12 protein-coding genes and 1 riboswitch are annotated in these 12903 nt (G+C 49.1%); of the genes, 11 read left to right on the top strand and 1 reads right to left on the bottom strand.

The window, feature by feature from the left end; all coding sequences use genetic code 11:
- The first annotated feature begins 100 nt into the window (after positions 1-100).
- Positions 101-191, top strand: a riboswitch (glycine riboswitch).
- Between the two features lie 159 nt (positions 192-350).
- The 3 genes from gcvT to gcvPB are packed head-to-tail and all read left to right on the top strand — an operon-like array spanning position 351 to position 4311.
- Positions 351-1451, top strand: coding sequence for a glycine cleavage system aminomethyltransferase GcvT (gene gcvT, locus KTG14_RS04960; RefSeq protein WP_216969908.1), 1101 nt, complete (start codon positions 351-353; stop codon positions 1449-1451).
- A 27-nt stretch (positions 1452-1478) separates the two neighbouring features.
- The gene (gcvPA, locus tag KTG14_RS04955) at positions 1479-2846 is read left to right on the top strand and encodes an aminomethyl-transferring glycine dehydrogenase subunit GcvPA (protein WP_216970163.1); all 1368 of its coding nucleotides are present in this window, start codon (positions 1479-1481) and stop codon (positions 2844-2846) included.
- Complete coding sequence (gene gcvPB / locus KTG14_RS04950) at positions 2839-4311, top strand: aminomethyl-transferring glycine dehydrogenase subunit GcvPB (RefSeq protein ID WP_216969907.1); 1473 nt, start codon at positions 2839-2841, stop codon at positions 4309-4311. Before gcvPA ends, gcvPB begins: the two co-directional genes overlap by 8 nt.
- A gap of 37 nt (positions 4312-4348) precedes the next feature.
- Here the strand turns inward: gcvPB and KTG14_RS04945 are convergent, their stop codons facing one another.
- On the bottom strand, positions 4349-4729 hold the full coding sequence (locus tag KTG14_RS04945; protein ID WP_058380884.1) for a rhodanese-like domain-containing protein: 381 nt from the start codon (positions 4727-4729) through the stop codon (positions 4349-4351).
- Positions 4730-5120: 391 nt separating this feature from the next.
- On the opposite strand from KTG14_RS04945, the gene KTG14_RS04940 reads away from it, so the two are divergent.
- From KTG14_RS04940 to nusB, 8 genes are all read left to right on the top strand, one after another.
- Complete coding sequence (locus KTG14_RS04940; protein ID WP_216969906.1) at positions 5121-7679, top strand: vitamin B12-dependent ribonucleotide reductase; 2559 nt, start codon at positions 5121-5123, stop codon at positions 7677-7679.
- Between the two features lie 162 nt (positions 7680-7841).
- Positions 7842-8282 (top strand): type II 3-dehydroquinate dehydratase, encoded by a 441-nt coding sequence (gene aroQ, locus KTG14_RS04935; protein ID WP_216969905.1) that lies wholly within the window; start codon positions 7842-7844, stop codon positions 8280-8282.
- A gap of 5 nt (positions 8283-8287) precedes the next feature.
- Positions 8288-9346 (top strand): M24 family metallopeptidase, encoded by a 1059-nt coding sequence (locus KTG14_RS04930; RefSeq protein ID WP_216969904.1) that lies wholly within the window; start codon positions 8288-8290, stop codon positions 9344-9346.
- Between the two features lie 20 nt (positions 9347-9366).
- Complete coding sequence (efp, locus tag KTG14_RS04925; RefSeq protein ID WP_068462060.1) at positions 9367-9927, top strand: elongation factor P; 561 nt, start codon at positions 9367-9369, stop codon at positions 9925-9927.
- A 126-nt stretch (positions 9928-10053) separates the two neighbouring features.
- The gene (gene accB / locus KTG14_RS04920; protein ID WP_216969902.1) at positions 10054-10566 is read left to right on the top strand and encodes an acetyl-CoA carboxylase biotin carboxyl carrier protein; all 513 of its coding nucleotides are present in this window, start codon (positions 10054-10056) and stop codon (positions 10564-10566) included.
- Between the two features lie 11 nt (positions 10567-10577).
- Entirely contained in the window at positions 10578-11930 is a 1353-nt protein-coding gene (gene accC, locus KTG14_RS04915) for an acetyl-CoA carboxylase biotin carboxylase subunit (RefSeq protein ID WP_216969900.1), read from the top strand.
- 14 nt (positions 11931-11944) lie between these two features.
- Positions 11945-12340, top strand: a complete 396-nt coding sequence (locus KTG14_RS04910; RefSeq protein WP_058380877.1) for an Asp23/Gls24 family envelope stress response protein — start codon at positions 11945-11947, stop codon at positions 12338-12340.
- 164 nt (positions 12341-12504) lie between these two features.
- Entirely contained in the window at positions 12505-12894 is a 390-nt protein-coding gene (gene nusB, locus KTG14_RS04905; protein ID WP_216970162.1) for a transcription antitermination factor NusB, read from the top strand.
- The last annotated feature ends 9 nt before the right edge of the window (positions 12895-12903 follow it).

Raw genomic sequence — 12903 nt, 5'->3', positions numbered from 1 at the left:
GTAAAAAAGATTGCGCTTTCGCTGATTCAATGTTAGGATGTAGTCGAAGTTATACTATTCTGTATAGCGGGATGGACCAATTCAACGTTGATTTGGGCGGATGATTGTACGGGGAGAGAACGCAGTAGCGTCGCCGAAGGAGCAAATGATTCAATCATGAATCTCTCAGGCAAAAAGACTCGTACAGGACGCATCTCTGGAGAATGCTGACAAGTGCAGCTACCGATGAGGAAAGCCGTTACGGTAAACTTTCAGGTGCCAGGACAGAGAATTCCCTTTTATGTAAAGGGGATTTTCTGTCCTTTTTGTGTGCTTTGAAATGCGTACTTTGAAAACAGGAGGGAATAAGATTGGGACAATTGAAGCGAACACCTTTGTTTGACTCGTATGCCCGCTACGGCGGCAAAACGATCGATTTCGGCGGATGGGAATTGCCGGTGCAATTTTCTTCCATCAAGGACGAGCATGAAGCAGTCCGCACTAAGGCAGGATTATTTGATGTCTCCCATATGGGCGAAATATTCGTCTCAGGCCCGGACAGCCTGGCTTATTTGCAGAAATTGCTGACCAATGATGTATCAAAGCTTCAAGACGGGCAAGCGCAATACACAGCCTTGTGCTATGAAGACGGCGGCACGATTGACGATCTGCTTGTCTATAAACTAGAAGACGAGCGCTATTTGCTGGTGGTCAATGCATCGAATATCGACAAGGATTTCGATTGGATGCAAAAACATCGCGACGGCGAAGTCGAACTAGATAATGCCTCGGACCGCTTCGGTTTACTGGCGTTGCAAGGGCCGCTTGCTGAAAAAGTATTGTCTGCATTGACAGAAGAAGACTTATCGGCGATCCGCCCGTTCCGGTTCAAGGATAATGTAGCAGTTGCCGGTCAACAAGTATTGGTTTCCCGTACCGGTTATACAGGAGAAGATGGATTTGAAATTTACGGAAGCCCGGATGCCGTCACGGCTCTATGGGACCGCATTCTAGAAGCTGGTGAATCGCAAGGCCTTGTACCGGCAGGATTAGGTGCCCGCGATACGCTGCGTTTTGAAGCAGGTCTTGCGCTTTACGGGCAAGAATTGTCTAAAGACATCACACCGCTCGAAGCCGGAATCGGTTTTGCGGTCAAATTGAAAAAAGATTCCGATTTTATCGGAAAACAGGCTTTGGCAGAACAAAAAGAAGCCGGAGTTCCGCGCAAATCCGTCGGCATCGAAATGATCGATAAGGGCATTCCGCGCCACGGCTATACTGTTTACAAAGATGATGTGAAAATCGGCGAAGTCACCACCGGTACACAGTCGCCGACATTGAAAAAAAATATCGGCTTGGCTTTGCTGGATGCTGACCATAACGAGCTTGGCACGGAAGTAGAAGTAGCAATCCGCAACAAGCGCCTAAAAGCACAAATTGTCGCAGCGCCATTTTATAAACGCTCTAAATAATCCGACTAAAGAAGGGGACTGCACATGATGAAACATCGCTATCTACCAATGACTTCCCAAGATGAAAAAGATATGCTCGAGACAATCGGCGTCCAATCGATCGACGAATTATTTTCGGATATTCCTGAAAAAGTACGCTTCAAAGGCGAATACGACATCAAGCCTGCAAAATCCGAATCGGCCCTGACAAAAGAGTTGGCTCAACTCGCCGGCAAGAACGCGGATTCCGTCCGTTACGCCTCTTTTTTAGGCGCAGGTGTTTATGATCATTACAAACCGATCATTGTCGATCACGTCATCTCCCGCTCTGAATTTTACACAGCCTATACGCCTTACCAGCCGGAAATCTCGCAAGGGGAGTTACAGGCGATCTTTGAGTTCCAGACGATGATCGCTGAACTCACCGGCATGGATATCGCGAACTCTTCCATGTACGACGGCGGCACAGCGCTCGCAGAAGCGGGAATGCTTGCAGCCGGTCAGACACGCCGCAAAAAAATCCTCGTTTCCGGCGCTGTCCATCCCGAATCGAGAGACGTGGTCCGCACTTATGCACTCGGCCAGTCCATCGATGTTGTGGAGGTTCCGCTTAAAGACGGCCGTACGGATATCGATGCTTTGAAGGAAATGGTCGATGAAAATACCGCGACCGTCATGGTTCAATACCCGAACTTTTTCGGCCAAGTAGAAAATTTAAAGGAGCTCGAACCAATCGTTCACGAAGCAGGCGCTTTGTTCACGGTGTCATCCAATCCGCTGTCACTTGGTGCACTTACGCCTCCAGGTAAATTTGGTGCAGATATTACAGTCGGCGATGCACAGCCGTTCGGCATTCCTGAAGCATTCGGCGGGCCTCATTGCGGCTATTTCGCCGTAACGCAGAAATTAATGCGCAAAGTCCCAGGACGTCTTGTCGGCGAAACGACAGATGACGAGGGCAGACGGGGCTTTGTTTTGACTTTGCAAGCGCGCGAACAGCATATCCGCCGCGATAAAGCGACGTCGAATATCTGCTCGAACCAAGCGTTAAATGCCTTGGCAGCTTCTGTCGCCATGACGGCGCTCGGCAAGGAAGGCGCGAAGGAAATCGCGATGCAGAATATCGCTAAGACACAATACATGAAGCAACAGCTGAAGAAATCCGGTCTTGAAATTGCATTCGACGGCGCCCATTTCAACGAAATTACCGTCAAAGTCGGCCCATCGGTCAAGGAATTGAACGCAGCCTTGTTTGAAAAGGGCATGATTGGCGGTTATGACCTCGGCTTAAGCTACGATGAATTGCAAGGGCATATGCTGATTGCAGTTACTGAGCAGCGTTCTAAAGAAGAAATTGACGCATTTGTACAAGTAATTGACGCATTCGTGCGAGAAACGGAGGCTTCCCATGCATAAAGACAACCAGCCACTCATTTTTGAAATGACCAAACAAGGCCGTGTCGGCTACAGCTTGCCGGAACTTGATGTGCCGGAAGTGGATTTGACTGAATTGCTCGGCCAAGATCTAGTGCGCGAAGAGTTTGCCGAATTGCCAGAAGTCTCGGAACTCGACATCATGCGTCATTACACTGCGCTTTCAAAACGCAACCACGGTGTCGATTCCGGATTCTACCCGCTCGGCTCATGCACAATGAAATACAATCCAAAAATCAACGAATCCGTTGCCCGTTACTCCGGATTCGCGAATATCCACCCGCTGCAGGAAGAATCGACTGTCCAAGGTGCGATGGAATTGATGTACGACCTCCAGGAACACTTGAAGGAAATTACTGGCATGGACGAAGTGACCCTTCAGCCGGCTGCAGGCGCACACGGTGAATGGACAGGCCTTATGATGATCCGCGCTTTCCACGAAGCGAACGGTGATTTCAAGCGCACAAAAGTCATCGTGCCGGATTCTGCACACGGAACAAACCCGGCCTCTGCAACGGTCGCTGGATTTGAGACGGTGACCGTGAAATCGAACGAGCATGGATTGGTCGACTTAGAAGACTTGAAGCGCGTGGTAGGCGACGACACAGCGGCACTCATGTTGACGAACCCGAACACGCTTGGCCTTTTCGAAGAAGATATCCTGGAAATGGCCTCGATTATCCATAAAGTCGGTGGCAAGCTGTATTACGACGGTGCGAATTTGAACGCTGTCATGTCGAAAGCACGCCCTGGCGACATGGGCTTTGACGTCGTCCATTTGAACTTGCACAAAACCTTCACCGGCCCACACGGCGGTGGCGGCCCAGGATCGGGCCCAGTCGGTGTCCAAGCGGACCTTATCCCGTACTTGCCAAAGCCGATCCTTATCAAGACCGATGAAGGCTTTACATTCGATTACAACCGTCCTGAATCGATCGGGCGCGTCAAGCCGTTCTACGGAAACTTCGGCATCAATGTACGTGCTTATACGTATATCCGTACGATGGGTCCTGACGGCTTGAAGAAAGTGACTGAATACGCCGTCTTGAATGCCAACTATATGATGAGAAGGCTCGCGCCTCATTTCGATTTGCCATATGATCGCCATTGCAAGCACGAATTCGTGTTGAGCGGCCGCCGCCAGAAGAAACTCGGCGTCAGAACACTTGATATGGCGAAGCGTCTGCTCGACTTCGGTTACCATCCGCCGACAATTTACTTCCCACTCAACGTGGAAGAAGGCATGATGATTGAGCCGACCGAGACGGAATCGAAAGAAACGCTCGATGACTTTATCGATGCAATGATCCAAATTTCGCGTGAAGTGGAAGAAAATCCGGAGATCGTCCAAAATGCGCCGCATACGACAGTCATCAATAGACTTGATGAAACGAAAGCCGCACGTAAGCCGGTGCTCCGTTACCAGAAACCGACAGACAGCGAATGACAAAAAAACCCAGAAGCAAATGCTTCTGGGTTTTTGATTATTTGGATTTGATTTTGCCTGTCCATTTCTTAAAGCCGCCCTGCAGTTGGAACAACTGCTCGTAGCCTTTTTTCTTCAGGAACAATGCAACGCGTCCGCTTCTTGCCCCGTTTTGGTCATACAGATAGACCGGTTTGTCAGCGCGGATTTCCTTATAGCGCTGGCGCAATTGCGATTGCGGGATATTGCGCGCCCCGAGAATATGGCCGGCTGCGAAATCTTTTGGTTCCCGTACATCGATGAGCTGCGCTTTTCGGTAGCCTTGGATGAATTCTTCCTGGTTTAGATCGGTGACTGCTTTACGGATGCGCAGGAAGGAGACGACCGCAAAAATGAGGATGGCGATGACGACACCCAATGTGATATACAATAATTCCACTGTTCTTGCCCCTTTCTATACTTACCCATTATAAGAGATAAGGTGACGGATATTCAATGGCTATGTTACAGTAATCGGGGCAAATCAGAGGCAATCCTGTGAATCCTGGGGGGGGCAGAGAGCTTACGGTGGCAGCACTTTCAGTTGTCAAGTCCTTTCAACCGAGAATTAAATCGATTTTTGCGCTGATTTATGCGAACATACGTGTCTTTCGTCTCATTTTAACGAACGGCAAAACGTCGAACCCTTGCTGCTGCTCGGTTATCTAGTGGAGCAAATTTTCCATCAGAAAAATGTTATTGCGACCGAGTTTCAACATATAGTATCATGGGAATTGTAATAATACTATATATAGTGTTTACTCCATATAATATAAAGGAGGATTTGTCAAATGGTATCCGCCACACAATCCGAATATACATTAAACGTCGAGTCCCTGAACAAAGACATTGAAGCATTTCCGCAAGTCCACGCGGTAACGAAGGACATGAAGAAGACCCATAAAGGCGTATCCCGCCTGGTCATGATCGACCGCTATTCGTTCAAGGATACAGCCAAACGTACGTTAAAGCCTGGTGATTTCGTTGTATTGACGGTCAAAGAAGACCCGAAATTTCCAGCGCGCGGCCTCGGCTATATCGTCTCGATCGACCAAGATGCGAACAAAGCGCGTGTCTGGATTGAAGAAGATTACCGCAGTGCCATCGACAACCCACAAGAAGTGGAGCAAGGCATTGTCAACCGGCCGATCGATGTCATCGAAAAGCCGCTTGAAGTATTTTATGAGCAAATCGCCAAGCGCAATGCCACCGGGCTTTCTGCAGTCGAGAAAACTCCTGAAAAGCAAAGCGAATGGTTTACGAAATTCTACGATCAGCTTGTCAATTTGAATTTCGTTCCAGCCGGCCGTGTATTGTATGGAGCCGGAGCTGACACCGATGTCACGTATTTCAACTGCTACGTTATGCCGTTTGTCGCCGATTCGCGCGAGGGCATCTCAGATCACCGCAAGCAAGTGATGGAAATCATGAGCCGCGGAGGCGGTGTCGGGACGAACGGATCGACACTTCGCCCGCGTAATACGCTAGCTCGTGGTGTCAACGGCAAATCATCGGGTTCTGTTTCATGGCTCGATGATATCGCAAAACTGACCCATCTAGTTGAACAGGGTGGTTCACGCCGCGGCGCCCAGATGATCATGCTTGCAGACTGGCATCCGGATATCGCGGAATTCATCATTTCCAAAATGCAAAACCCGCGTATTTTGCGTTACTTGATCGAAAACACTGAAGACGAAACGATAAAACGCCTAGCGAATGATAAATTGAAATTCAAACCTTTAACTGAGCAGGAAGAAGCAATGTACCAAGGTTTGCTTAACTACCGGACGATCCCGGGCATGGGTGGATTCAACGAAAAAATCATGCGCGACGCTGAAGCGAAACTGCGCGATGGCGGCACGTTCTCTGTCCATAATGAAGAATTCCTTACCGGCGCCAATATTTCCGTCACTTTGACGAAAGACTTCATGGAAGCAGTCGAAAAAGACGAAGATTTCGAATTGCGCTTCCCGGCAGTAGAATCGTATTCAAAAGAAGAGATGGCAAATTATAACGCAGAGTGGCATAAGATCGGCGATGTCCGCGATTGGGAAAAAATGGGTCATAAAGTCCGGACATACCGCGTGATTAAAGCTCGCGAACTTTGGAACTTGATCAATGTGTGTGCGACATATTCCGCAGAACCCGGCATTTTCTTCATCGATAACGCCAATGAAAAAACGAATGCCACTGCATACGGGCAAAAAGTCGTGGCGACGAACCCGTGCGGCGAACAACCGCTGGCGCCTTATTCCGTGTGCAACTTGGCGGCTGTCAACTTGGCACGCTTTGCTGACCCGAAAACGAAGCAAGTCGATTTTGAAGCCCTCAAAGAAACGGTGCGCGTAGGAGTGCGCATGCAAGACAACGTCATCGATGCAACTCCTTATTTCCTGGAAGACAACCGCATCCAGGCACTCGGCGAACGCCGTGTAGGCCTTGGCGTCATGGGCCTTGCCGATTTGCTTATCTATTCGGACCGTGAATACGGCTCTCCAGAAGGCAACGAGCTGGTCGATGAGATTTTCAAGACGATTGCAGTCGCAGCTTACGAAGCTTCTACAGAGCTCGCTGAAGAACGCGGCAGCTTCCCGTTCCTCGTCGGCGAAACAGATGCAGAGACCGAAAAGCTGCGCCACGCATTTACCGAAACTGGCTTTATGCAAGGCATGCCGGAAGAAATTCGCCAAGCGGTGCTCGACAAAGGGATCCGCAACTCCCATCTATTGACGGTTGCGCCGACAGGCTCGACTGGGACGATGGTTGGCGTATCGACAGGCTTGGAACCATATTATTCCTTCACGTATTACCGCAGCGGGCGCCTCGGGAAATTTATCGAAGTAAAAGCGGATATCGTCCGTGAATACTTGAAAAACAACCCGGATGCAGAAGAAGACAATTTGCCGAAAGCGTTTGTCACTTCGATGGATCTTGCCCCTGAAGCGCATGCTGATGTGCAATGCATCATCCAGCGCTGGATCGATTCCTCAATCTCGAAAACGGTCAATGCGCCAAAAGGCTATACGGTTGAACAGGTTGAAGGTGTCTATGAGCGCCTTTACAAAGGCGGTGCCAAAGGCGGCACAGTCTACGTGGACGGCAGTCGTGATTCGCAAGTGCTGACTTTGAAGGCTGAAGACAATACATTTGAAGAAGACCACAAGGAAGAAGACACTGGCAAGCGCCCGGTCGTCTTGATCGATACGATCCAGGACTTGCGCTCTACCAATGTCACGATCGGTTCAGAAGTAGGCAATACCTGCCCTGTCTGCCGCAAAGGAACTGTGGAAGAAATGGGCGGATGCAACACCTGCACGAACTGTGCAGCGCAATTGAAATGCGGACTGTAACAGAAAATATCACATAGCCGGAGGGACGTTCTCCAGTTAACAAAAAGCGGAAGCCAATTTGGCTTCCGCTTTTGTATGCAAGCATGTTCCCGGCTTCTGGCTTGCTGCTAATTGAACGTATGCTAAAATGGAAAAGGAAAGTCAAGAAAGGGGTGCAAGAGCATGAGAGCCTTGGTGTTGAACGGTCCCAATTTAAACCGTCTCGGTAAACGTGAAAAACAAGTGTATGGCAGTTTTACTTTGCAAGAGCTGGAGCAGGAGCTATCGGAATTCGCACAAAGTGAAGGCTTTGAATTGATCTGTCGGCAGTCCAACCACGAAGGTGAACTGATCGACTGGATTCATGATGCGGACGATGATGCAGTGTCGGGCATTGTGTTAAATGCCGGTGCCTATACGCATACAAGCATCGCGATACGCGACGCCATCGCATCGGTGCAAGTGCCTGTCGTTGAAGTACATATTTCCAATATCCATGCTCGTGAAGAGTTCCGCCACCATTCACATATTGCGCCGGTAGCTACGGGGCAAATTGCCGGATTCGGCAAGGACGTTTACCGGCTAGGGCTACAATCGCTCTTGCTTCGACAACAGAAAGGATGAAACTGATGAAATTGATGAAACTGCGCGAACAAATGCAAAAACGAGGATTGGATTCCCTGCTGGTGACAAATCCGTACAATCTTCGGTTTATTACAGGTTTCACCGGAACCGCTGGGCTTGCGCTCATCACGCCGAATGATGCTTGGTTCATTACCGATTTCCGCTACACCGAACAGGCAGGGGAGCAAGTCACAGAATTCAAAGTGGTTCAAGCGCAAAAAGGCTTGATTGATGAAGTGGCACGTATTGCTGGGGAAGCGGCAATCGAGCGTCTGGCATTCGAACAGGACTATATGACCTTTGCAACCTATTCGCAGTATCAGGAAAAATTATCCGCGACGCTCGAACCGGTCAGCGGCTTGATCGAAAAGCTGCGCATGGTGAAATCGCAGGAAGAACTTGAGGTGCTGAAAGCGGCAGCCAAGATCGCCGACGATGCATTTGAGCATATTTGCAACTACATCAAACCCGGCATGACGGAGCTGCAAGTCTCCAATGAATTGGAATTTTTCATGCGTTCACAAGGCGCGACTTCTTCTTCTTTTGACATCATCGTCGCATCGGGCTTGCGTTCGGCGTTGCCACATGGCGTGGCCTCTGACAAGAAAATCGAACAAGGCGACCTCATCACGCTCGATTTCGGCGCATTGTACAATGGGTACGTATCGGATATCACGCGCACGGTTGCAGTCGGCGAACCATCCGACAAGCTCAAGGAAATTTATCAGGTGGTCTTGGATTCACAAGTGTTAGCACTTGAAAAAATCAAGCCGGGCATGACTGGGATTGAAGCAGATGCCATCGCACGCGATTACATCAAGTCGAAAGGCTACGGTGAAGCATTCGGGCATTCGACGGGCCATGGCATCGGACTAGAAGTCCACGAAGGCCCAGGATTGTCGTTCCGTTCCGAAACCGTCCTCGAACCCGGAATGGCTGTCACGGTCGAACCGGGCATCTATTTGCCGGGAATTGGCGGAGTGCGCATCGAAGATGATATACTGATTACCGAAACGGGGAATGAGCGCTTGACGCATTCTTCTAAAGAGCTTCGCATTTTATAACAAACGGAGGAACTATTATTATGATTTCAGTAAACGATTTCAAAACAGGATTGACCATCGAAGTAGATAACGATATTTGGCGCGTCATGGAATTCCAGCACGTCAAACCGGGCAAAGGGGCGGCATTCGTCCGTTCTAAGCTTCGCAATTTGCGTACCGGAGCGGTCAATGAAAAAACATTCCGTGCTGGTGAAAAAGTCGCGAAAGCGCAAATCGACAACCGCAAAATGCAATATTTGTATGCGAATGGCGATATGCATGCATTCATGGACAATGAGACATATGACCAAATCGAATTGCCGGAAAAAAGCATCGAGTATGAGCTGAAATTCCTCCAGGAAAACATGGATGTACAAGTCATCCAATACCACGGCGAAGTGCTTGGCGTAGAACTGCCCAATACAGTTGTCCTCGAAGTAGCTGAAACGGATCCGGGCATCAAGGGAGATACGGCAAGCGGCGGATCAAAACCGGCTATCCTGACGACAGGCCTCTCTGTCCAAGTGCCATTCTTTATTAACCAAGGGGATAAACTAATCATCAATACGACCGATTCTTCATACGTTTCGCGTGCCCAATAAGTAGAAAAGGCCTCTTTTAAGGGGCCTTTTTTTAAAATGTCGGCCTTACTATTTCAAAATGATTCGAAAAAGTCTAAAATGATGGAGTAGCTAAAACTAAATACATAATAGGGGAGTAGGTATAATATGAAAATCCAGGAAATTCGTGAAATCATCAAATTGGTGGATCATTCATCCATCGACGAATTCAGCTATGAATTCGACGGCGTCAAAGTCAAGATGAAGAAAAATTCATCCAACCCTTCACAATCGGCAGCGGTGCAATCTAAAGTGGTTGAAGAGCCTGCACAAGCACCTGCACCAACAGCTCCAAAACAAGTGGAAGCAACTGAAGCGGCGCCCACAGAACAACCGGTCAAAACGGAACCGGCTGAGGCTGGCAACGCATCAAACGAAGACTTGCATAAAATCCTGTCTCCGATGGTGGGCACGTTCTATCAATCGCCATCACCAGAAGAAGAGGCTTATGTGGCTGTTGGAACAAAAGTTTCTGCAGATCAAGTCGTTTGTATCGTTGAAGCGATGAAGCTCTTCAACGAAATTGAAGCAGAAGTGGATGGGGAAATCGCTGAGATCCTAGTCAAAGATGGCCAATTGGTCGAATACGGTCAGCCTTTGTTCCTCGTAAAAGCAAATTAAGGGGGCTGACAATGATGAAGAAAGTATTGATTGCCAACCGCGGGGAAATCGCCGTACGGATCATCCGTGCCTGCAAAGAGCTCGACATCCAAACGGTAGCGGTTTACTCAGAAGCGGATAAAGAAGCGCTCCACGTTGAACTGGCCGACGAAGCCTATTGCATCGGGCCAAAACTATCAAAAGACAGCTATTTGAACTTTTCCAATATCATCAGCGTGGCAAAATTGACGAATTGTGACGGCATCCATCCGGGATATGGCTTCCTTGCTGAAAACTCGAGCTTTGCCGAACTATGCGAAGCGTGTGATATCATGTTCATCGGGCCGACAGCCGCAGCGATTTCGAAAATGGGCACAAAAGACGTAGCCCGCGAAACCATGCGCCAAGCGAATGTGCCGGTCGTTCCGGGTTCTACAGGAATTGTCGGAAGCGAAGAGGAAGGTTTGGAAATTGCCGAAAAGATCGGTTTTCCAGTCATCATCAAAGCGACCGCAGGCGGTGGCGGCAAAGGAATCCGTGTGGCGAGAACGCGTGAAGATTTTATCAAAGGCTTGAATATGACGCAAAAAGAAGCAGCCGCAGCATTCGGCAATCCGGGCGTTTATATCGAGAAATTCGTTGAGGATTTCCGCCATATCGAAATCCAAGTGCTGGCAGATTCGCATGGCAATGCCATCCATCTCGGCGAACGCGATTGTTCGATCCAGCGCCGCATGCAAAAACTCGTCGAAGAAGCGCCATCTCCTGCCCTATCAGCCGAACTAAGAGCGGAAATGGGCGAAGCGGCGGTAAAAGCGGCGCAAGCGGTCAATTACCGTGGAGCTGGAACGGTCGAGTTCATCTTTGACGTAGAAAACCAGAAATTCTACTTTATGGAGATGAACACACGTATCCAAGTCGAACACCCGGTCACCGAAATGATCACAGGCATCGATTTGATCCAGCAGCAATTAAAAGTCGCTTCCGGCGAAACGCTCGCCTACAAACAAGAAGACGTGACATTCAACGGCTGGTCGATCGAATGCCGCATCAATGCCGAAAACCCACTGAAGAACTTCATGCCTTCTGCAGGGCGTGTGGATATGTACTTGCCGCCGGGCGGTATGGGCGTGCGCGTCGATTCAGCGATGTATTCAGGCTATACAATCCCGCCGTATTACGATTCAATGGTGGCGAAGCTCATCACATTCGCTGATACGCGTGAAGAGGCCGTGGCCAAGATGAAGCGCGCGCTAGATGAATTCGTGGTTGAAGGCGTCTTCACGACCATTCCATTTCATCTTCGCCTCATGGATCACGAGGTATTCAAATCTGGGGACTTCAATACGAAATTCCTGGAAAAATACGATGTAATGGGCTCCTGAGGAGGAATATTCAAATGGCAGAAAAAGTAATCCCCTATGTAAAAATGAAATCCCCCGGTGCGCAGGATCTTGGGAATATCGAAGTCGCATCGGAAGTGCTAGAAATAATTGCCAGCATTGCGGCGACAGATATCGAAGGCGTAGCCAGCATGCGCGGTAATTTTGCTTCTGGCGTCGTTGAACGTTTGGGTAAAAAAGTCCATGGCAAAGGCATCAAAACAGAACTGTCGGACGAAGGCCTGGCGATTGACGTCTATTGCGTCATCGATTATGGCGTATCGATTCCGAATACCGCCAAGAAAATTCAGGAACAAGTCCGCCAGACCTTGGAGACGATGACTTCGCTGCAGACGCAGGAAGTGAATGTGCACATTACCGGTATACATTTCGACAACCCCCAAGTGGACTGATAAGCAGGCTGCCCGAACATGCTCATGCATGTTTCGGCCAGCCTTCTTTTTATGGAGGCGCCATGTCCATCGTGATTTGTTGGAACATTTCAAACTTGGAAGTTCCACGTGATTACCTGTATAATGGGGGGATAATCAGCTTGAAAAAGGAGACCGGAATTATGATGAAACGACACGAAGCACGGGAAAAAGCGCTTCAGACGCTATTCCAGCTCGATGGAACCGAATTGACGATCGAAGAAGCGATGGAACATGTCATGGACGGGGAAACCGACCAGTTCTATAAACTGCTGGTAGAAGGCACAAACAGCAAGCAGCAGCAAATCGACGAAAAACTGAAAGGCCATTTGCAAAACTGGTCGCTTGAGCGCTTGCCGAAAGTCGAACGTACCATTTTGCGCATGGCTGTGTTCGAACTTGAATATATGGACGATGCGCCGAGCCGCGTCATCTTGAACGAAGCAATCGAGTTGAGCAAAACTTTCGGGGACGATAAATCGAGCCGTTTCGTCAACGGCGTTCTTTCGAAATTCACCGACCAAACTGCGAACTAATCATTGGAG

The sequence above is a fragment of the Planococcus sp. CP5-4_YE genome (assembly GCF_019042655.1).
Lineage (GTDB): Bacteria > Bacillota > Bacilli > Bacillales_A > Planococcaceae > Planococcus.
The sequence above is the reverse complement of the archived record's forward strand: the minus strand, read 5'-3'. Positions and strand labels throughout refer to the sequence as shown.